The 20,607-nt window shown below is 71.1% G+C and carries 13 protein-coding genes; 6 read left to right on the forward strand and 7 right to left on the reverse strand.

Features of this window, described 5'->3' with window-relative positions:
• Positions 1–177 precede the first annotated feature (177 nt).
• The gene (locus V8J36_RS08180; protein WP_336466794.1) at positions 178–1,005 is read left to right on the forward strand and encodes a universal stress protein; all 828 of its coding nucleotides are present in this window, start codon (positions 178–180) and stop codon (positions 1,003–1,005) included.
• A gap of 329 nt (positions 1,006–1,334) precedes the next feature.
• On the opposite strand, the gene V8J36_RS08185 is transcribed toward V8J36_RS08180, so the two are convergent.
• From V8J36_RS08185 to V8J36_RS08205, 5 genes are all read right to left on the reverse strand, one after another.
• Positions 1,335–2,147: a metallophosphoesterase family protein gene (locus V8J36_RS08185; RefSeq protein ID WP_336466795.1), complete on the reverse strand. Its 813-nt coding sequence runs from the start codon at positions 2,145–2,147 to the stop codon at positions 1,335–1,337.
• Positions 2,147–3,178 carry a diacylglycerol/lipid kinase family protein gene (locus V8J36_RS08190; RefSeq protein WP_336466796.1) on the reverse strand — a complete coding sequence of 344 codons (1,032 nt, stop codon included), beginning with the start codon at positions 3,176–3,178 and terminating at the stop codon, positions 2,147–2,149. Before V8J36_RS08190 ends, V8J36_RS08185 begins: the two co-directional genes overlap by 1 nt.
• Before the next feature lie 250 nt (positions 3,179–3,428).
• Positions 3,429–6,302 (reverse strand): DNA polymerase I, encoded by a 2,874-nt coding sequence (polA, locus tag V8J36_RS08195; protein ID WP_336466797.1) that lies wholly within the window; start codon positions 6,300–6,302, stop codon positions 3,429–3,431.
• A gap of 95 nt (positions 6,303–6,397) precedes the next feature.
• The gene (locus tag V8J36_RS08200; RefSeq protein WP_336466798.1) at positions 6,398–6,868 is read right to left on the reverse strand and encodes a globin domain-containing protein; all 471 of its coding nucleotides are present in this window, start codon (positions 6,866–6,868) and stop codon (positions 6,398–6,400) included.
• An 88-nt stretch (positions 6,869–6,956) separates the two neighbouring features.
• Complete coding sequence (locus tag V8J36_RS08205) at positions 6,957–7,142, reverse strand: zinc-finger domain-containing protein (RefSeq protein ID WP_336466799.1); 186 nt, start codon at positions 7,140–7,142, stop codon at positions 6,957–6,959.
• A 1,013-nt stretch (positions 7,143–8,155) separates the two neighbouring features.
• On the opposite strand from V8J36_RS08205, the gene V8J36_RS08210 reads away from it, so the two are divergent.
• Complete coding sequence (locus tag V8J36_RS08210) at positions 8,156–9,367, forward strand: efflux RND transporter periplasmic adaptor subunit (protein ID WP_336466800.1); 1,212 nt, start codon at positions 8,156–8,158, stop codon at positions 9,365–9,367.
• A 3-nt stretch (positions 9,368–9,370) separates the two neighbouring features.
• Positions 9,371–12,613, forward strand: coding sequence for an efflux RND transporter permease subunit (locus V8J36_RS08215; protein WP_336466801.1), 3,243 nt, complete (start codon positions 9,371–9,373; stop codon positions 12,611–12,613).
• Positions 12,614–12,847: 234 nt separating this feature from the next.
• Here V8J36_RS08215 and V8J36_RS08220 read toward each other — a convergent pair whose 3' ends face one another.
• Together V8J36_RS08220 and V8J36_RS08225 are read right to left on the reverse strand one after the other, a co-directional pair.
• The gene (locus V8J36_RS08220) at positions 12,848–15,400 is read right to left on the reverse strand and encodes an HWE histidine kinase domain-containing protein (RefSeq protein WP_336466802.1); all 2,553 of its coding nucleotides are present in this window, start codon (positions 15,398–15,400) and stop codon (positions 12,848–12,850) included.
• A gap of 6 nt (positions 15,401–15,406) precedes the next feature.
• A complete protein-coding gene (locus V8J36_RS08225; RefSeq protein ID WP_336466803.1) occupies positions 15,407–15,973 on the reverse strand; it encodes a hypothetical protein in 567 nt (188 codons plus the stop codon).
• Between the two features lie 234 nt (positions 15,974–16,207).
• Between V8J36_RS08225 and V8J36_RS08230 the strand changes: the two genes are divergently transcribed.
• From V8J36_RS08230 to V8J36_RS08240, 3 genes are all read left to right on the forward strand, one after another.
• The gene (locus V8J36_RS08230) at positions 16,208–18,007 is read left to right on the forward strand and encodes a sensor histidine kinase (RefSeq protein ID WP_336466804.1); all 1,800 of its coding nucleotides are present in this window, start codon (positions 16,208–16,210) and stop codon (positions 18,005–18,007) included.
• Positions 18,004–19,329 carry a sigma-54-dependent transcriptional regulator gene (locus tag V8J36_RS08235; protein WP_336466805.1) on the forward strand — a complete coding sequence of 442 codons (1,326 nt, stop codon included), beginning with the start codon at positions 18,004–18,006 and terminating at the stop codon, positions 19,327–19,329. The genes V8J36_RS08230 and V8J36_RS08235 overlap by 4 nt, the downstream gene beginning before the upstream one ends.
• Positions 19,330–19,634: 305 nt before the next feature.
• A complete protein-coding gene (locus V8J36_RS08240) occupies positions 19,635–20,588 on the forward strand; it encodes a TAXI family TRAP transporter solute-binding subunit (protein WP_336466806.1) in 954 nt (317 codons plus the stop codon).
• Positions 20,589–20,607 lie beyond the last annotated feature (19 nt).

Genomic DNA, 20,607 nt, shown 5'->3' on the forward strand with positions numbered 1-20,607 from the left:
GCCCCGACTCGGGGAGGCCGAGGCGGAGGGCGGATGGCCTCTCATGCGATCACGGCGGCGCGATCACCTTGATCTGGGTCAAACCCCGATTTTTCCGTGGCTTGATCCGGATCAATTTGCGCAAATCGAATGCAGCTTAAGCTTGAGTCGTCAGCACCAAAGCCTTGGGAGGCCGAGATGAGCTACAAGACCATTCTCACCGTCGTCACCGATGCCGTCGCCGCGACGCAGCTCGACGCCGCGGTCGATTTCGCGCGGGCGCAGGAGGCGCATCTGTCGGTCCTGTGCCTGGGGATCGACTTCAACATGGCCGGCTACTACTTCGACGCCGGCAGCGCGATCGTGCAGATGGACGCGATCGAGCAGGCGCAGAAATCCGCGGGCGAGCTGGCCGACCGGATGCGCGCGCGCCTGAACGCCGAGGACATCCGCTGGTCGGTCGACAGCGCCATCGCCCAGATCGGCAGCCTGCCGACGCTGGTCGGCCGCGCGGCGCGCTATGCGGACCTGGTGATCCTGCCCCGCCCCTACGGCCCCGAGAAGACCGTGCGTGACGAGGCGATCCTCGAGGCCGCGCTGTTCGAAGGCGACGCGCCGGTGATCATCCTGCCGGGGGCGGGCCCGGTGCCGCGGCCGCGACGGGTGGCGCTCGCGTGGAACAAGAGCTCCGAGGCGCTGACCGCGGCGCGGCTGGCCCTGCCCTTCCTGAAGTCGGCCGAGGCGGTCTCGGTCGTCGTTGTCGATCCCTCGAACTGGTCGGACCGCGAGGACCCGGCCGGGGCGCTGTCGCAATGGCTGTCGCGGCACGGCGTGCGGACCGAGACGGCGGTGCTGGCGCGGACCGGCGCGATTTCCGAGGTGATCGCCCGGCACTGTCTGGAAACCGGGGCAGAGATGCTGGTGATGGGCGCCTATGGCCATTCGCGCCTGCGCGAGGCGATCCTGGGTGGCGCCACCCGCAGCATGCTGGAAAAGGCCGAGCTTCCGGTCTTCATGGCGCACTGACCGAAACCGGGGCGGGCCTGACTCACGGCCCCCCCTTTGTCCCGATCACTGATCCGGTCCGTCGGTCGCGGCAACCGCCCGGTTCGGCGCGCGCCGCCCCTGTGGCGATGGACGACGTTCCGCAGCGCGTCACTCCTGGCTGCCGCGGCCCCGCGCTGCCGTCAGGTGCGTTGTTTTTGAAGGCCGGGCTCAGCCGCGTGCGCTGAGAAGGTTCCCCGTGGTGATGACGAAGTCACGCTCGATCGTCCGCACAGGCGCGGGAGGCCGACCGACAGGCAGGCGCCGGAAGGGGCGGCGCCGCGGTGGGGGGCTGCCGGCGGGACGCCGGATCACTCGATCCGCTGCCAGCCTTCCTCGGCCTCGACGAATTCGGAATGCGGCCCCGGCGCGAAACCGTCCCCCCCTGCCGTCGCGATGTAACGGGTGACCCGCAGATGCGCGGGCTGCGAGGTGACGAGGTCGATGACGTTGAAATCGTTGTCCTCGCCCCGGACCCGGGTCGAGGTGCCGGTGCCGGCCTGCACCAGAAGCATCTTGCGCCGGCCTTCGCGACGTTCCTCTGCCGCGGCGCCCCAGGCGTGCAGATGCCCGGCCAGCACCAGATCCGCCCCGGCATCGGCCAACCCCTTGGCCGCCCAGTCGGCATTGGGCATCGGCTCCTTCGTCGCGCCGGGCGGGTGGTAGAGCGGGTGGTGCATCACCACGACCTTCAGCACCCCTTCGGGCGCCTCGGTCAGGCGCTTCACCGCCAGAGCAAGGCTGCGGCGGCGGACCTTGCCGCGCTCCCATGCGAAGGGATCGGCGGTGTTCATCCCGATCACCCGCATCCCCGGCAGATCGAGCATCGGCTCGAGATCGGCCGAAATCTCCTCGCGGTAGCAGGCGAAGGACCGCAGGAAGCGCTGCAGCGGCCGGTCGAGCGGCACGTCATGGTTGCCCGGAACCACCAGCACCGGCTGCGGCAGCGAGGCCATCAGGTTCGCCGCCTCTTCGAACTGCCATTCCCGCGCCCGCTGGGTCAAGTCGCCCGAGACGATGGTCGCGTCGGGGGCCAGATCGCGGGCCGTCTGGATCAGGGGCGCCAGAAGCTCGGGCCGGGTGCGGCCGAAATGCAGGTCGGACAGGTGCAGCAGGCGTGTCATCAGGCGGGCGCCCCGCGCGCGGCGGCAAGGCTCGCGTCCCCGGTCGGCGCATCCCCTGTCGGCGCGGCCCCGGTCGTCGCAGCGGGGCCGGTCTCGACCGCGATGCGGTTGCTGACCCCGGCGTGGGCTTCGACCGCCTCTTCGGGGGCCAGCACGCTCAGCGCGCCGGTCAGCATCCGGAACCGGAACGGCGAGGTCATCCGGTCGCGCTCGCCATCGCGGGCGATGGTGCGGCGTTTGCGGCGGGTCTCGATCACGATCTCGGCGCCGCCGACCATCTCGAAGTCGATCCCCGGCACCGCGCGGCCGAGCGCGAGCTTCACCGCAAATTTCACCAGCTGCCACCGGCTGCCGTCGGGGGCGAGGAAGACGGCGAACTTGCCCTCGTCCAGAAGCTCGCGGCCCGGCAGCTTGAACTCGTCGAGCTGGTAGCCGTTGGCGGCCACGAAGACCATCGGCGTGCGCAGGCGGCGCGTTTCGCCATCGATGGTGACCTTCATCGAGGCCGGGCGGCGGAAGCGCGAGATCGTGGTCAGCACCGACCAGTAGGCCGCCATGCGCGAGCGGCCCCAGCGGCCATAGATCGCCTCGCGGTTCTCGAGGATCGCGGCATAGAGACCGAGGCTCGCGTTGTTCAGGAACAGCTCGCCATTGACCTCGCCGACCGAGATCGGGCGGGGTTTCGAGGCAGCCAGCGCCTCCATAGTCTCGACAGGCTCCTGCGGGAAGCCGAGCGAGCGCGAGAAGTAGTTGAAGGTGCCCATCGGCACCACGCCCATCGCGGTGCCGGTGTTCACCAGCCGCGAGGCGACCGCGCAGACCGTGCCGTCACCGCCCGCGGCGAGGATCGACCGGAAGCCGTCGCGCTGCGCCCGCTCGGTCTCGGCCGTCAGCTTGCGGGGGTCGCGGATGGTGCGGATCTCGACCTCGCCGCCGAGCCGGTCGAGCACCGGTGCCAGCAGCGCGTCGAGCTTCGCGGCCTTCTTCTTGCCGGAGCCTGTATTGGCGAGGATGCAGATCGGGCCTTCCATCGGGGGCTCCTTCGGGCGGGCTTGGGACAGCTCGCGGTGGCAACGCTGCCCTGCGGCGGAGGGTTCCCTTGGCAGATGGGGGCCGGACCGTGCGGTGCAAGTGTCTGGCGCGATTGCCTTCGGCAAGGGCCGGCAGGGGGCGCTGCCCCCTCGCGGGCGCTGCCCGCTCACCCCCGGGAGATTTCCGCAAAGGCGAAGCCGTATTCCGCTTGGCCCCAATACGCGCGCCGCAGGCAGAGTCAGTGCGGGGTCAGTGCGCCTCGGCCCAGTTGGCGCCCTGCCCCGCATCCACGACCAGCGGCACGTCGAGCACGACCGCCGGGTCGGCAGCGCCCTCCATCACCGCGCGGGCGCGGGCGATCAGCGGCTCGACCTGCGCCTCGTCGACCTCGAACAAGAGTTCGTCATGCACCTGCAGCAGCATCCGCGCCGGCAGGTCCGCGATGGCGGCGGGCATGCGGACCATGGCGCGGCGGATGATGTCGGCGGCCGCGCCCTGAATGGGCGCGTTGATCGCGGCGCGGCGGGCGAAGCCCGCGGTCGGCCCCTTCGCGTTGATCTCGGGCGTGTGCATCTTGCGGCCGAACAGCGTCTGCACGTAGCCGTTCTTCTTGGCGAAGGCGACGGTCGCGTCCATGTATTCGCGGATGCCGGGGAAACGTTCGAAATAGGTGTCGATGAAGGCCTGCGCCTCGGCCCGCGGGATCCGCAGGTTGCGGGCAAGGCCGAAGCCCGAGATGCCGTAGATCACCCCGAAGTTGATCGCCTTGGCCTGACGGCGGACCATCGGGTCCATGCCTTCCAGCGGCACGTTGAACATCTGGCTCGCCGTCATCGCATGGATGTCGATGCCCTCGCGGAAGGCCTCCTTCAGCGCCGGGATGTCGGCGACATGGGCGAGGATGCGCAGCTCGATCTGGCTGTAGTCGAGCGAGACGAGGCGCTTGCCGGGTTCGGCCACGAAGGCCTCGCGGATCCGGCGACCCTCTTCCGAGCGCACAGGGATGTTCTGCAGGTTCGGGTCCGTCGAGGCCAGCCGTCCCGTCGCCGCGCCGGCGATGGAATAGGACGTGTGGACGCGCCCCGTGTCAGGGTGGATATGGGTCTGCAGCGCGTCGGTATAGGTCGATTTCAGCTTCGACACCTGCCGCCAGTCGAGCATCCGGGACGCCAGCGTGCGCCCCGCCTCGACATCGCCTTCCGAGGCGATGTCTTCCAGCACATCCGCCCCGGTCGCGTAGGCGCCGGTCTTGCCCTTCGAGCCGCCGGACAGCCCGAGCTTGTCGAACAGAATCTCGCCCAGCTGCTTCGGCGAGCCGATGTTGAACGGCTGGCCCGCCAGCTCGTGGATCTCGGCCTCGAGCCCGGCCATGGTCTGCGAAAACGCCTTCGACATCCGCGAGAGCGTATCGCGGTCGACCTTGATCCCGGTCTGCTCCATCTCGGACAGGACGGCGACCATCGGGCGTTCCAGCGTCTCGTAGACGGTCGTCACCTTCGCCTGATGCAGGCGCGGCTTCAGAACCTGCCAGAGACGGAAGGTCACGTCGGCATCCTCGGCCGCGTATTTCACCGCCTCGGCCACCGGGACGCGGTCGAAGGTGATCTGGCTCTTGCCAGAGCCGATCAGCTCCTTGATCGGGATCGGCTGGTGGCCGAGGTAGCGCTCGGACAGCTCGTCCATGCCGTGGTTGTGCAGCCCTGCGTTCTGCGCGTAGCTCATCAGCATCGTGTCATCGACCGGCGCCACCGCGATGCCGTGGCGGGCGAGGATCTTCACGTCATACTTGGCGTTCTGCGCGATCTTCAGCACCGCGGGGTCTTCGAGCACCCCCTTCAGCGCCGACAGAGCCGCCTCCATCGGCAGCTGGTCCGCCACCGGCGCCTCGGTCGAGAACAGATCGCCCCCGCCCGCGCGATGGCCGAGGGGGATGTAGCAGGCCCGCCCCGGCGCCGTCGCCAGCGAGATGCCGACGAGGTCGGCGCGCATCTCGTCAAGGCTGGTAGTCTCGGTGTCGAAGGCCACGACGCCGCGCTCGGCGATCTCGGCGATCCAGGTCTGCAGCTGTTCGGGGGTCGTCACCGCCTCGTAGGCGGCGGGATCGAAGGGCAGACGCTCGGGTTCGGGCGGGGGCGCGCCGGGCGAGGCCTCGCGGTCGTGCTTCACCGCGACGGGTTCGGCCATCACCGGGGCCGCGACACCGAAGCTGTCGGCCACCCGCTTGGTGAGCGTGCGGAATTCCATCAGGTTCAGGAAGTCCATCAGCTTCTCCGCCTCGGGGCGGCGGATCGTCAGCGCCGGCAGCGGCTCGTCCAGCGGCGTGTCGCAGTCGAGCGCCACCAGCCGCTTCGAGATGCGGATCATCTCGGCATGGTCGATCAGCGTCTGGCGGCGCTTGGGTTGCTTGATCTCTTCGGCGCGCGCCAGCAGGCTTTCGACATCGCCATACTCGTTGATCAGCAGCGCCGCGGTCTTGATGCCGATCCCGGGCGCGCCCGGCACGTTGTCGACCGCGTCCCCCGCCAGCGCCTGAACGTCGACGACCCGTTCGGGATAGACGCCGAACTTCTCGAACACCTCCTCGCGCCCGATGCGGCGGTCCTTCATCGGACCAAGCATCTCGACCCCGTCGCCCACCAGCTGCATCAGGTCCTTGTCGGACGAGATGATCGTGACCCGCCCCCCCGCCTCGCGCGCGCGGCAGGCGTAGGAAGCGATGATGTCGTCGGCCTCGTAGCCGTCGGTCTCGATGCAGGCGATGTTGAAGGCGCGGGTCGCGTCGCGGGTCAGCGGGAACTGCGGGCGCAGGTCTTCGGGCGGTTCCGGGCGGTGGGCCTTGTACTGGTCGTAGATCTGGTTGCGGAAGGTCTTCGAGGAATAGTCGAAGATCACCGCCACATGGCTGGCCGCATCGGGCCCGGTGTTGCCCGAGACATAGCGGAACAGCATGTTGCAAAAGCCCGCGACCGCGCCGACCGGCAGCCCGTCCGACTTGCGCGTCAAGGGCGGCAGCGCGTGATAGGCGCGGAAGATGAAGGCCGAGCCGTCGATCAGGTGCAGATGGCTGTCCTTGGTGAACTCCGCAGGGGTCTGTGCGGCGACGGCGGTGGGATCTGCGGCCATCTCGGTCCTCCTGGGGCAGGTCGGCGATGCGCGCGGGCATCTTCGGGTCCCGCACATCTGCCACAGACCGGGGCCTGTCGCCAGACCGCGCGGCCCTATCCGGTGCCCGCGGGGCGCAAAGGCTGGGCGGCCCCGGGATGGGCGGGTCGCGCCCGCCCCTCGCGCGCGCCGGCGATCATCGTCGCGCAGACATAGCCCAGAAGCCTGTCCCAGCCCTGCGCGGCCTCGGGCGTCCAGGCCGGGCCCGCGGTTTCGGCCAGCACGGCGACCAGCACCTGTTCAACGACCTGGTAATGCGACGGGGTGACGCCCAGCCCGGCATGGCGGCGGCCATGGGCGCGCAGCGGCGCCTCGAGCGCCTGCGGATGGCGCAGCCCCGCCAGCGCAAGGTCCAGCGTGTGCTGCAGCTTGGCCGCCTGTGCCTCGAACGTTCTGGGGAACATCGCCCGCAGTTCGGGCCGCTCGAAGAACAGCCGGTCGTAGAAGCGGGCGATCAGCTCCGGTTCGTCGGCAATGGCGGCGGCGAAACTGTCGCGCACCGCTTCGATCTCGGCGCTTGTGAACATCGGCACCCTCCCATCGCGTTGCCGCGACAGCAGAGCGCCGAACCGCCTAAGGCGGGCTTAACCGCGCCTCAGGGACAGCGCGCGGCCGTCAGTGGTCGTCGTGGGCGTGGTCGCGGTCGATGACGAAGCGCTTGTCGCAATAGCCGCATTCGACGAAGCCGGTGTCCTCGGGGATGGTCAGCCAGACGCGCGGGTGGCCCAGCGCCCCCTCGCCGCCGTCGCAGGCGATCTTCCACTTGGTCACGATCTGGGTCTCGGGCGCGGCAAGGCTCATCTGCGGGTCATCCCTTCCTGAAGCAGCCGAAATCATAGCGGAACCGCCGGCACGGACAAGCCTCTGCCCGCCGCGTTAACATCGTGCGAAGGGCCGCGCGGCCCAGAGCCGCGCCACCGGCGCCATGCAGAAGGGCGGCGCGCAGATCCCGGCGCTGGTGGGCCCCTCGTCGGACGTCCGCCGGCCCCTCCGGTCGAGCGGCACCACGACCGGCTGCGCCCGCAGCGCGATGTCGGCGCGAAGGAGGCCCGCCGCCTGATGCCGTCGCGTGTCCTCGACGCCGTGCGCGATCAGCCGCGCCCGGCTCCCGGTGCTGCCGGGGGGCTGGTAGACGCCGATCGCGGCCAGCGCCGGAGACCGCGAGCATCACCCCGAAACTGCACCCGAAACTTTCGCGGAGATCGCCGGCCAGCGTCTCGATGGCCGCATCCTTGCCGGCGGTGCGGCATGAGTCCCGCCCCGCCAGCGGCCGGCGGCGGTGTGCGCTCTGCCCGCTTCGCCCGCCGCGGATCGTGGTCAGCCTGCCGGAAACCGCCGCGACCATGCTTGCCGATGCTCTTCCGACCCGACCGCCCCGAGGCGGGCTGCCGGGTCTTCCGCGCCTGTCGCGGCGTGGCGGCGCATCCCCAGCGCGATTGCGGCGCATATCGCCATGTCCCATCGCGCCGCGGAACGCTCTGGACGGCCGATCCCCCGGACGAGGCAGAACCGGGCTGCTCTGCTTTGAACGCGCCCCGGTCCATGCCCTGCCTCGGGTGCGACAGCCGGTGCTGTTCCTTATGATCGACGGCCCACGCCGCGCCCAGAACGACATCGCCTTCGTCGATCCGGCGGTCGGCAACGCCTGAACGTAGCACCCATGCCGCCGGTATCGGGCGACACGATCGCCGCAGGCAGGCAGGCGCTGCGCCCGCCCGACTGCGGCCGTGGCGTCGATCCAATGCTTTCCTATGTTTTCGCATTTAACTTTGGGCTATGGTTCGGATCGAACCGTGCAGTTCGAGCCGAATGACATGATCCTTTCCCGCCTCGCTTTCCCCCTGCTGCTGACCCTGCCCCTTGCCGCGCCGCTTGCCGCGCAGGAGACCTCGGCCCCGTCCGGTCAGGCCGCCGCTCAGGCGAGCGCCGCCCCGGCGCTGCCAGCGATTTCCGTCGTGACCGCCACGCGGCGCGATCTCAGCGACCGGGTGCGGGCCTCGGGGCTGGTGGCGCCGGTCGAAGAGGTGCAGGTGCAGCCGCTGATCGAAAGCCAGCCGATCGACGCGCTGCTGGTCGATGTCGGCGACCGGGTCTCGGCCGGCCAGCCGCTCGCGCGCCTGTCGGGGGCAACGCTCGACCTGCAGCGCAGCCAGTATGTCGCGAGCCGCGCCGCCGCCATGGCCTCGATCGCGCAGGCCGAGGCGCAGCGGGTCGAGGCGCAGGCCTCGGCGCAGGAAGCGGGCCGCGTGCTGCGCCGGACCGAGGCGCTGCGCCAGCAGGGCACCACCGCGCAGGCGGCGCTGGATCAGGCGCAGGCCAGCGCCGATGCCGCCTATGCCCGCGTCACCGCCGCGGAAGAGGGCCTGCGGGCCGCCGAGGCGCAGCGCGACCTTGTCGATGCGCAGATCGCCGATGTCGACCTGCGGCTGCAGCGCACCCTGGTCACGGCCCCGGTCGCGGGCGTCATCACCGCCCGCAACGCCCGCGTCGGCGCCGTCGCCACCGCGCAGGGCGAGCCGATGTTCACCCTGATCCGCGACGGCGCGCTGGAACTGCGCGCCGACGTCGCCGAGCAGGAGATCGGGCGTCTCGCCCCCGGACAGGCCGTCACCCTGCGCCCCGCCGGCGTGGCCGAGGCGCTGAGCGGCACCGTCCGGCTGGTCGAGCCCACGGTCGACGCCACCACCCGGCTTGGCCGGGTGCGCATCGACATCGCCGCGCCGGAGCGCATCCGCTCGGGCCAGTTCGCCGAGGCCGAGATCCTTGTCGAGGAACGCGCGGCGCTGGCCCTGCCGGCGGCCGCCGTCGGCCGCGGCAGCGACGGCCCCGAAGTCAAACGCGTGCGCGCCGACGGCGCGGTCGAGATCGCCCCGGTCGTGACCGGCATCCGCGACGGCGCCTGGGTCGAGATCGCCAAGGGCCTGTTCGAGGGCGAGAAGGTCGTGGCCCGCGCCGGGGCCTTCGTGCGCCCGGGCGACAAGATCAACCCGGTCGATGCCCCCGCCCCCGCCGAAGCCGGAAACTGAGCGATGAACTTCTCCGCCTGGTCGATCCGCAATCCGATCGCCCCGATCCTCGCCTTCGTGCTCCTGATGCTGATGGGCTGGAAGGCGTTCAATGCCCTGCCGGTCACCCGCTTCCCGAACATCGACGTGCCGCTGGTCTCGGTCACCGTCGCCCAGCCCGGCGCGGCCCCCGCGGAACTGGAAGGCCAGGTGACGAAGCTGGTCGAGGATGCCGTCGCCGGCGTCACCGGGGTGAAGAACATCATTTCAACCGTGTCGGACGGCACGTCGCAGACCTCGGTCGAATTCCGGATGGAGATCCCGACCGACCAGGCGGTGACCGACGTCAAGGACGCGATCGACCGCATCCGCTCGGACCTGCCCGGCGATGTCGAGGAGCCGATCGTCAGCCGCATCGACGTCGAGGGCCAGGCGATCCTGACCTATGCCGTCTCGTCCCCCGACATGACCATCGAAGAGCTGTCGTGGTTCGTCGAGGACGTGGTGACGCGGCGCCTGCAGGGCCAGCCCGGCATCGGCCGCGTCGACCGCTACGGCGGCGCCGACCGCGAGATCCGGATCGAGCTCGATCCCGGGCTTCTGGACAGCTACGGCATCACCGCGGCGACGGTCAGCCAGCAGATCCGCGCCACCAACGCCGACCTCGGCGCGGGCCGGGCCGAGATCGGCGGCGGCGAACAGGCGATCCGGCTTTTGGGCGACGCGCAGGCGGTGCAGACGCTGGCCGCGACCACGATCCCGCTGTCCTCGGGCCGCTTCGTGCGGATCTCGGACATCGGCACGGTGATCGACAGCTATGAAGAGCTGCGCAGCTTCTCGCGCTTCAACGGCCAGCAGGTCGTCACCTTCGCGGTGTTCCGCGCCAAGGGCGCGTCCGAGGTCTCGGTGGACGAGGTGACGAAACGCGCGCTGGACGCGGTGCGCACCGAGCATCCGAAGGTGCAGATCACCCCGGTCGACGACACCGTCTTCTACACCTACGGCAATTACGAAGCGGCGCTGCACACCCTGATCGAGGGCGCGATCCTGGCCGTCCTCGTGGTGCTGGCCTTCCTCAGGAACTGGCGCGCGACGCTGATCGCCGCCGTGGCCCTGCCGCTGTCCGCGGTGCCCACCTTCTGGCTGATGGACATCCTCGGCTTCTCGCTGAACCTCGTGAGCTTCCTCGCGATCACGCTGGCAACCGGCATCCTTGTCGACGATGCCATCGTCGAAATCGAGAACATCTCGCGCCACATCAAGATGGGCAAGACGCCCTACCGCGCCGCGATCGAGGCCGCGGACGAGATCGGGCTCGCCGTCATCGCCACCACCTTCACCATCGTCGCGGTCTTCGCGCCGGTCTCGTTCATGCCGGGCATCCCGGGGCAGTATTTCCGCCAGTTCGGCCTGACCGTCGCCATCGCGGTGCTGTTCTCGCTGCTGGTCGCGCGGCTGATCACGCCGATGATGGCCGCCTACCTGATGCGCGCAAAGGATGCGCAGGCCGAACATGCGGAAGGCCCGGTGATCCGCGCCTATGTCCGCGTCGTCGCCGCCACGATGCGGATGCGCTACCTGACGCTTCTGGGCGCGATCGGGGTGCTGGCGGTCTCGATCTTCTTCATGGTGCAGATCCCCGGCTCGTTCATCCCGCCCGAGGATGTCAGCCGGATCTCGATCTCGATGGAGCTGCCGCCGGGATCCTCGCTCGACGACACCGACCGCGCGATCGAGACGCTGCGCCAGCGCATCGCGCAGGTCGAGGGCGTCGAGAACATCTTCGTGCTTGGCGGCTCGTCCCCGACGGGCGAGATGGACATCCGCCGCGCCGCCTTCTCGGTGCTGCTCGAAAAGCTCGACCATTCGCTGCTGCGCCGTGTGGCCGAGATCGCGCATCGCGCGCCCCTGGTGGGGACGCTGGTGCCGATCCCCGCGTCCGAAGGCCGGCTGAGGCCCCAGCACGACATCGAGGCAGAGATCTTCGCCATCCTTGCCGCCGCCCCCGACCTGCGCGCCTACAAGCTGAACGACCGGGGCGAGCGCGATGTCAGCTTCTCGGTCCTCGCGCAGGACGAGGCCGGGCTGAACGAGGCGGTGGCCCGGCTGGAAGGCGCGCTGCGCGGCGATCCGCTGCTGGCCAACGTTTCCGCCTCGGGCGCCCTGCCCCGGCCCGAGATCCAGATCCGCCCCCGCTCGGACGAGGCGGCGCGGCTGGGCGTCTCGACCTCGGCGCTGGCGGAAACGGTGCGGGTCGCCACCATCGGCGACTATGACGCGGCGCTTGCGAAGCTGGCCATCGACGACCGGCTGATCCCGATCCGGGTGCAGCTGGCGGGCGCGGTGAAGGACGACCTCGCCCGGATCGCGGCGCTGAGGGTGCCGACCGCGGCGGGCGGTTCGGTGCCGCTGAACGCGGTGGCCGAGCTCGAGATCGCCGAGGGTCCAAGCGCGATCAACCGCCTGAACCGCGAGCGGCGCGCGACGATCGGGGCGAACCTGCCGCCCGGGGTCGCGCTCGACAGTGCGACCGCGCGCTTCACCGAGATCGCGGAAAGCGTGCAGCTGCCCCCCGGCGCCCGGATCGAGGCCTCGGGCGATGCCGAGGTGCAGGGCGAGGTGACGGCGGGCTTCCAGAACGCGATGCTGCTGGGGCTTCTGCTGGTGCTGACGGTGCTGATCCTGCTGTTCCGCAGCGTGATCCAGCCCTTCACCATCCTCTTCTCGCTGCCGCTGGCCATCGGCGGCGTGGCGGCGGCGCTGATCCTGACCGGCTCGGCGGTGTCGATGCCGGTGCTGATCGGGATCCTGATGCTGATGGGGATCGTCACCAAGAACGCGATCCTGCTGGTGGATTTCGCCATCGAGATGCAGGCCCGCGGCATGGCCCGGTTCGAGGCGATGGTCGAGGCCGGCGCGAAACGCGCGCAGCCGATCGTGATGACCTCGATCGCGATGTCGGCCGGCATGCTGCCCTCGGCGATGGGGGTGGGCGAAGGCGGCAGCTTCCGCGCGCCGATGGCCATCGCCGTGATCGGCGGGATCATCGTCTCGACGGTGCTGAGCCTTGTCGTGGTGCCGTCCTTCTACCTGATCATGGACGACCTCTCGCGGCTGCTGGCGCGGCTCTTCCGCGGCATGGTCGGCGCCCGCGAGGCCGAGACCGCGCCGCCCTCGCCCGAGGCGCTGGCCGCCGAGATCGCGGCGGTGAAGACGCGGCTGAAGGGGCTCGAGGCGCGGGCCCGCGACCGGCACGCGGCCGAGTAGGCGGCGCGGGAACCCGCGCGCGGGGCTCAGCGTTTGCGGCGCAGGGAAGGAAAACGCCGGCATCGGCACCGCCAGATCGCAGGCAGCAGCCAGAGGGCCCGTCGCAGCACGATCGCGAACGGGACCCTCCGGCGCCCCTCGCCCGCCCATGCGCAGGGGCGCGCCGGGGGCGCTGCCCCCGGACCCCCGGAATATGTCAGCCAAGCCGAAGGAAGAACGCCGGAAGACCGCTGCTCAGCGCGGGGCGAGGGCTTCGGCCATCACCCGTTTCACCATGTCGGCGGTGAAGGGCTTCTGCAGGATCGGCGCGGGCGGATAGTGCTCGCGCACCTCGGGGCTGTCGCCATAACCGGTCGCAAGCGCGAAGGGCACGCCCTCGGCCGCCAGCCGCTCGGCGATCGGTCGCGAGGTCTCGCGGCCGAGGTTCACGTCGAGCAGCACGAAATCGTAGCGCGCCCGGTCCAGAAGCCGCATCGCCTCGGCCACGCCAGAGGCGGTGTCGACCGTGGTCGCGCCAAGGTCGGACAGGATGTCGGCGGCGTCCATGGCGATGATGATCGTGTCCTCGACCACCAGCACCGCCCCGGCCCGGACCTCGGCCGGCACGATCTGCAGGTCCGGCGGCGCCACGGCGACGCTGTCGGCCGGCGCGGGCATGACGTAACGGGCGGGGATCATGAACCGCGCCTCGATGCCCGTCACCAGGAACTGCAGCCGCGCCTCGCCTTGCAGGTCGAAGGGGATCGACTTTTCGATGATCGTGGTGCCGAAGCCGCGCCGCTTGGGCGGGCGCACCGCCGGTCCGCCCTGCTCGATCCATTCCAGCACCAGCGCCCCGTCCGGCTGCGGCACGATGCCCAGCAGCACCCGCCCCGCCGGCACCGACAGAGCGCCATACTTGGCCGAATTCGTCACCAGCTCGTGGATCACCAGCGCGAAGGTCGAGAAGGCGTCGGGCACCAGCAGCACGTCCGGCCCCTGCACGTCGAGCCGGCCGGCGGCACCGTCGAGATAGGCACCCATCTCGACCCCCACCAGCGCCTTGAGCGAGGCCGGGGTCCATTCCTTGCGGGTCAGCTGGTCATGGGCGCGCGCCAGCGACTGGATGCGCCCGTCGAGCCTCCCGGTGAAGCTTGCCACGTCCTCGGCGCCGTCGCGGCTTTGCGAAACGAGCCCGCGGATCAGCGACAGGATGTTGCGCACGCGGTGGTTCAGTTCGGCGATCAGCAGCTCCTGCTGCTCCTGCGCGCGCATCCGCTCTTCGTTCGCGGCATCCGTCAGCTTCAGCACCACCTCGAGCAGCGTCACCCGCAGGCTTTCTGCGCTGCGCAGATCGGCCTCGGTCCAGGGGGCGGAATGGTCCTTCACCACCTCGCGCCAGATCTCGAAGCTCTTGCGCGGGGTCAGGCGGGGGCCGTGCGGGCCGGTCTCGAAGGTCTTGCCCGGATTGCCGGCCCAGGCCACCTGCTGGGCGATCTCGGAGCGGAACAGCACGATGAAATCGCGCGGCGTGCGCGAGATCGGCAATGCCAGCACGCCCGAGGCGCGGTCGCGGAAGGTCTCGGCCCCCGGATAGCGGGCGACGATGCAGTCGGTCGCGAAGATCCGGCTGGTCGCCGCGGTGTTCAGGAACCGCGCGAGACCCAGAAACTCGTGCTCGGTCGGGGCCTTGCCGCGGCTGAAATACTGCCCGTCGACATAGAGCGCGAAGCCGTCATGGGCGATGACGCCCGCCAGCTCGTCGGCCAGCGCGTCGAAGCTGGCCGCCAGCCCCTCGCCCGACGAGAGCCGCGCCATCAGCCGGTCGTGCGAGCCCTGCGCGGTGACCAGCGCCGCGCGCTCGGCGTCGTTCTCGGCCTGGATCAGTTCATAGCTGAACAGCTGCGCGAACAGCTCGACCGCGGTGCGGCGTTCGTAGTCGATGTAGAGCGGCGCGTGATGGTGGCAGGCGAACAGGCCCCAAAGCTTGCCGCGATGCAGGATCGACACCGACATCGAGGCGCCGACGCCCATGTTCTTCAGGTATTCGATGTGGATCGGCGACACCGCGCGGGTGACGGCCAGCGACAGGTCGAGCGGCTGGCCCTCCGGGTTGCTGTAGGGCACCACGGCCGAGCCCGGATCGTCCACGTCGCCGATCAGCCGCAAGAGCGACCGGCGGTACAGCTCGCGCGCCTGCGCCGGGATGTCGGCGGCCGGGAAGCGCAGGTTCAGGTAGCTGTCCTGCGCCGGGTCGCGCGATTCGGCGATGACCGTGCCCGACCCGTCGGCGGCGAACTGATAGACCTTCACGCGGCTGAAGCCCGAAAGCGCCCGCAGGCCGCGCGCCGCCTCCTGCGCCATGCCCTGCACGCCCTTGCCCGAGCGGATGCGGGCGATCAGCGGATGCACCTGCGCAAGGTCGTCGCGGTCGTCCAGCGCCATCTTGCGCTCGAATTCGAGGACAAAGCTGCGACCGGACTGGTGCAGCGACACGTCGAACGGCTGCCCATCGCCGGTCGCGTCCAGCCCGAAGATCCGCACGGAATCGTTGCCATAGGCCAGCGCCTGCATCCGCCCGCGCAGCCGCATCAGGGTTTCGGGCGGCAGGTGATCCTGCAGGCGGGTGCCGGTTCCGGCCGCAAGGTCGATGCCCAGCACCGTGGCGCAATTCTCGGACGCGTGCTGGATGATCCAGTCCGACGAGATCGCCACGAGGCAGCCGAACCCCTGCACGCGCCCCAGCAGGTGGATCGGCTCGCGGTCGCAGTTCGTCAGGTCGACGTCATAGGGCAGGGCTTCGGTCATGCGTCCTCAGGCCGGCACCGCGCAGGGGGCCGTGGTCAGTCGTGCCGCAGCGGCACTGAAAATGTCGAAACAGGCGGCGGCATCGCGCACGATGCGGTCGGCCGCGGGGCCGCCCGCCGGATGCGCGGACAGCGTGGCGACCAGCGCCTTCCAGTCCTCGCCGCGCGGGGGCAGCGCGAAATAGCGGCTTGCGGCCAGCGCCGCGCCGCCCCGCCCCGCCATCACCCGCGTGCCAAGCCGCGACCCAAGGGCGATGTAGCGCACCGCCAGCGGGTCGAGCGGCGCCGCGGGAACGGCGGCGCGCGGCGCATGCCCAAGGTCTGTGGCCAGAGCCGCCAGCATCTCATCCAGCAATGCCGCCTCCGGCGCGTCCGCAGACAGGCCGTCGCGCAGCACCGCGAAGCCTTCGGCCTGCACGGCGAGGAAGGCGGCGAGATGCTCGGGGGTCTGAAGGTCGAGGGTACCAAGCCGTTCGTCCAGCGCGTCATGGGCCGCCCGCGTGTCGAGACGCAGCCTCTCCCGCAGGCTCGACGCCTTGAGAGATCCGGCGGAAGAACCGGTCGTGTCGCTCATGCGGAGGGGAGGCTCCGCTGGCTGGTCGGGCATGCGCCTTCCATCTCTCGGTCTTGGACTCAAGTCGGGCCACAACGTCCGGCGCAGGCGGCGGGTTCCCGCGCCGCGACGGTATTTTTCATCCTTCCTGCACGTCCCCGTGCAGGCGTCAAGCGCCGGGCGCGGCAGCCGATGGCGCAACGTCCCGGGCAAGAGACACTTCCCGCGCGCCCGCCATTGCGGCACATCTGGACCATGACGGTCACGCGATCCGCCCCGGCCCGGCGCCGGCTTCTGCCGAACGCCCTGCTCGCCGCCCTTGTCGGCGCCACCCTCGGGGCCAGCCTCGCGGCCTACGGGATCGCGATGCGCGTGGGCACGGCCCAGCTCGACCGCGCGCTCGAGGACCGGCTGACCGTCACCCGCCACGGTGTCGCGACCGAGATCGAGCGTCTGGCCTGGCTGCCCGCCGCCCTCGGCCTGGATGCGCGGGTGGCGGCACTGCTGGGCGCGCCGGCCGACCGCATGCGGCAGGCCGAGGCGAACCGCCATCTCGAGACGCTGCGCAACCTGTCGGGCGCCGACGAGGTCTATGTGCTCGATCCCGCGGGCCGCACCGTCGCCGCCTCGAACTGGAACGAACCCGGCAGCTTCGTGGGCCAAGACTATTCCTTCCGCCCCTATTACGCGCAGGCCGTCGCGGCCGGACGCGGACGGATCTACGCGGTGGGGGTGACGACCGGCAAGCCCGGCTACTTCCTGTCCGCGCGTCTTGGCCCCGCGGCACGGCCCGCCGGGATCGGCGTGGTCAAGCTCGACATGCAGGCGCTGGAACGCAGCTGGGCCGAGGCGAACGAGGCGGTCGCGCTGGCCGATGCCGCGGGCGTGGTGTTCCTGACCGGGCAGAGCCGCTGGCGCTATCGCCCGATCGAGCCGCTCGACGCGGCCGCGCGCGCCCGTCTGGCCGCCGAACGCCTCTACGACGGGCTCGACATCGCCGCGGCAGTGCCGCTGTCGGCCGAGGGCAGCCTGACCGATGCCGATGGCGCGGAGCTGCGGCTTGCCCGGCAACGCATCACCCCGGATGGCTGGGAGCTTATCGTGGGCCTGCCCACCGCGCCCGTCGCCGCCACCGCGCGGCTGGTCGCGGCGATCACCGCGCTGGCCGGACTGCTGGGCTCGGTCGGGCTGGTGATCCTCGCCCAGCGACGGCAGCTGGTGCGCCTGCGCCTGACCCAGGCCCGCGAGCTCGAGATCCGGGTGGCCGAGCGCACCGCCGAGCTTGCGCGCGAGGTCGAGGTGCGCACCCGGGCCGAGGACGAGCTGCGCGCCACCCATGAAAGCCTCGTCCATGCAGCGAAGCTGGCGGCGCTGGGGCGGATGTCGGCGGCGATCGTGCACGAGGTCAGCCAGCCGCTCTCGGCGCTCGACACGACGCTGGCCGCGGCCGAGCTGCACATCGGGCGCGCCGATGCCGAGCGCGCGGCGCGCAGCCTCGCCGCGGCGCGGGGGCTGCTCGCGCGGATGCAGAAGATGGTGAGCCATCTGAAAAGCTTCGGCGCCCGCCAGCGCCCCGCCCCGCCCGAACCGGTGGACATGGGACAGGTCCTCGCCGCCGCGGCCGAGATCACCGAGCCGCGCGCCCGCGAGCTTGGGCTGACCCTCGCCCTCGGCCCGGTCCCCGCGCTGCCGGCGGCGCTCGGCCACGCGGTGCGGCTGGAACAGGTCGCGGTGAACCTGATCCTGAACGCGCTCGAGGCGACACAGGGCGCGGGCGGCAGCCGGGTCACCGCGACCCTCGTCGCGCAGGGCGACAGGATCGCGCTGGTCATCGCCGACGAAGGCCCCGGCATCGCCCCCGAACGGCAGGGCGAGATCCTCGAACCCTTCGTCACCGGCCGCCCCGGCGAAGGGCTCGGCCTTGGCCTTGCCATCGTCCGCACCATTCTCGAACAATGCGATGGCAGTCTCGACTTCGCCCCGGCCCCCGGCGGCGGCACCATCGCCACCGTCTCGCTGCCCCCCGCCCCCTCTCCTGCGGAGGTCCCGTCATGACCCGCGGCACCATCGCCTTCATCGACGACGAGCCCCGCCTGTGCGAGGCCGCGGCCGACTGGCTCGGCGCCTCGGGCTTCGAGGTGGCGACCTTCACCGATCCCGGTCAGGCGGTGGCGACGCTGGACCCGGCGCGGCTCGACTGCGTGGTTACCGACCTGCGAATGCCCGGGCTCGACGGGCGCGGCGTGCTGGACCGCCTGCGCGCCGCCGACCCCGGCCTGCCGGTGATCCTGCTTTCGGGCCATGCCGACGTGCCGCTGGCGGTCGAGGCGATGCGCACCGGCGCCTTCGACTTCCTCGAAAAGCCCTATTCCGCCGAACATCTCGTCACCGCGATCGACCGCGCCGTCGACCTGCGCCGCCTGCGGCGCGAGGCGGGCGCCCCGCGCTGGGCCTCGGCCGTGGCCGAGCGGATCGAGGCGCGGCTGCCGGGCGCCGCGCCGGTGATCCTCGCCCTGCGCGAGCGGCTGGCGGCGCTGGCCGACCTTGCCGTCGACCTGCTGATCACCGGGCCCGCGGGCAGCGGCCGCGAAGAGGCCGCGCGCGCCCTGCACGAGGCCGGCCGCCGCGCCCGCCGCCCGTTCCTGTCCCTGACCCTCGCCGGCCAGCCCGCGGCGCAGATCGAGGCCGAGCTGTTCGGCGACACCCGCCCCGCATCGCGCGACGGCAGCCGCGAAGCACCCCGTGACATGTCGCGCGAGGCCCGCCCCCGCGGCGGGCTGCTGGATGCCGCGACCGGCGGCACGCTCTACATCGCGGGGATCGAGGATCTGCCGCCCGCCCTGCAGCACCGTCTGACCCGCGCCCTGCCCGACCGCGGCGGCGCGGCCCCGCGCGGCGACGAGACCCGGCTGATCGCCGCGACCGCGCTCGATCCCCACGCGCTGCACGCCCGGTTGCGGCCCGAGCTGTTCCACCGCCTTGCCGGGGCAGAGATCGCGCTGCCGCCTCTTGCCGCGCGGCGCGAGGACCTGCCGCTGCTTTACACCCGCGCGCTGGTCGAGGCCGCGACCCGGCTCGGCCGCCCGGTCCCCGACCTGGCGCTGGACGAGCTCGACCGGATCGCGGCCCAGCCCTGGCCCGACAACCTGCCGGAACTGCGCGCGGCCGCGCTGCGCCGCGTTCTCGCGCTGGCAGCCCCACCCCGCCCCGGCCCCATCGCGCCGGTGCCGCTGCCAGACCGGCTGGCCGCCATCGAGGCCGGCCTGATCGCCGAGGCGATGGCCGCCGCCGAGGGCCAAGTCGCCGCCGCCGCCGAGGCGCTCGGCATCCCCCGCCGCACCTTGGCCGAAAAGCTGCAGCGCCTTCGCCTGCGCTGAGGCGCGCCGCCCCCGTCCGGTCGCCCCAAGGCAAGGGCGTTCCGGCCGTCCCGCTTCCCGAAAAACCCGTCACCCCCGGCGGCCGATACTCTCGACGCCCAGGATATCTGGCGGCCCGCCGCCACCGAGAACCGGGAGCATGGCGACACACCGCCAGCACAGCGCCGCGAAGCCCGGGGCAAGCCCATGAAACCACGCACACTTCCGTGATGCGCCCGTTTTTCATGCAATCGGCGAAAACCCTTGGCCCGCGCCGGCCGGGCGGTCACCCTTTGCGCAGCACCATGCTCCAGGGAGGAAATCGCATGTTCGCCATTCGCGCCCGGCTCGCACTCGCGGCCGTGGCGGTCGCCGGCTTTGCCGCGCCCGCCGTCCAGGCCCAGACCTTCATCAACGTCGCGACCGGGGGCACCTCGGGGGTCTACTATCCCCTCGGCGTCGCGCTGTCGGAAATCTATGCCGAGGGCATCGAGGGCGCCCGCACCCAGGTGCAGGCCACCAAGGCCTCGGTCGAGAACCTGAACCTGATCGCCGCCGGCCGGGCCGAACTGGGCTTCGCGCTGGGCGACAGCGTCAAGCTCGCGGCCGAGGGCAATGCCGAGGCAGGCTTCCCCAAGCCGCTCGACAACCTGCGCGCCATCGCCGCGATCTACCCGAACTACGTGCAGATCGTCGCCACCGCCGAGGCGGGCGTGAAAACCATCGCCGACCTCAAGGGCAAGTCGATGTCGGTCGGCGCCCCCGCCTCGGGGACCGAGCTCAACGCCCGCGCGATCCTCGAGGCCGCCGGCCTGACCTACAAGGATCTCTCGAAGGTCGAGTACCTGCCCTTCGGCGAAAGCGCCGAGCTGATCAAGAACCGCCAGATCGAAGCCACGCTGCAATCGGCGGGCCTCGGCGTCGCCTCGATCAAGGACCTGAGCTCGACCAACAAGATCTCGATCGTCGCGGTCCCGGCCGAGGTGGTCGAGAAGATCGGCGCCCCCTACATGGCCGCCACGATCCCCGCCGGCACCTATGACGGCCAGACCGAGGACGTGCCCACCGCCGCCGTCGGCAACATCCTCGTGACCTCCGACAAGGTCGATGACGAGACCGTCTACCAGATGACGAAGCTCTTGTTCGAAAACCTCGACCGCCTGAAATCGGCCCATGCCGCCGCGGGTGGCATCAAGCTCGAACATGCGACCGAGGGCCTGCCCATCCCGCTGCACCCGGGCGCGGAAAAATACTACCGCGAGGCCGGCATCCTGAAGTGACCCGGGCCTGACGCCCGCC

This window comes from Frigidibacter sp. MR17.14, assembly GCF_037095735.1.
Classification (GTDB): domain Bacteria; phylum Pseudomonadota; class Alphaproteobacteria; order Rhodobacterales; family Rhodobacteraceae; genus Frigidibacter.

Coding starts and splice junctions, on each gene's coding strand:
- V8J36_RS08180 (WP_336466794.1), top strand. CDS start 178: ATGAGCTACAAGACCATTCTCACCGTCGTCACCGATGCCGTCGCCGCG.
- V8J36_RS08185 (WP_336466795.1), bottom strand. CDS start 2,147: ATGACACGCCTGCTGCACCTGTCCGACCTGCATTTCGGCCGCACCCGG.
- V8J36_RS08190 (WP_336466796.1), bottom strand. CDS start 3,178: ATGGAAGGCCCGATCTGCATCCTCGCCAATACAGGCTCCGGCAAGAAG.
- polA (WP_336466797.1), bottom strand. CDS start 6,302: ATGGCCGCAGATCCCACCGCCGTCGCCGCACAGACCCCTGCGGAGTTC.
- V8J36_RS08200 (WP_336466798.1), bottom strand. CDS start 6,868: ATGTTCACAAGCGCCGAGATCGAAGCGGTGCGCGACAGTTTCGCCGCC.
- V8J36_RS08205 (WP_336466799.1), bottom strand. CDS start 7,142: ATGAGCCTTGCCGCGCCCGAGACCCAGATCGTGACCAAGTGGAAGATC.
- V8J36_RS08210 (WP_336466800.1), top strand. CDS start 8,156: ATGATCCTTTCCCGCCTCGCTTTCCCCCTGCTGCTGACCCTGCCCCTT.
- V8J36_RS08215 (WP_336466801.1), top strand. CDS start 9,371: ATGAACTTCTCCGCCTGGTCGATCCGCAATCCGATCGCCCCGATCCTC.
- V8J36_RS08220 (WP_336466802.1), bottom strand. CDS start 15,400: ATGACCGAAGCCCTGCCCTATGACGTCGACCTGACGAACTGCGACCGC.
- V8J36_RS08225 (WP_336466803.1), bottom strand. CDS start 15,973: ATGAGCGACACGACCGGTTCTTCCGCCGGATCTCTCAAGGCGTCGAGC.
- V8J36_RS08230 (WP_336466804.1), top strand. CDS start 16,208: ATGACGGTCACGCGATCCGCCCCGGCCCGGCGCCGGCTTCTGCCGAAC.
- V8J36_RS08235 (WP_336466805.1), top strand. CDS start 18,004: ATGACCCGCGGCACCATCGCCTTCATCGACGACGAGCCCCGCCTGTGC.
- V8J36_RS08240 (WP_336466806.1), top strand. CDS start 19,635: ATGTTCGCCATTCGCGCCCGGCTCGCACTCGCGGCCGTGGCGGTCGCC.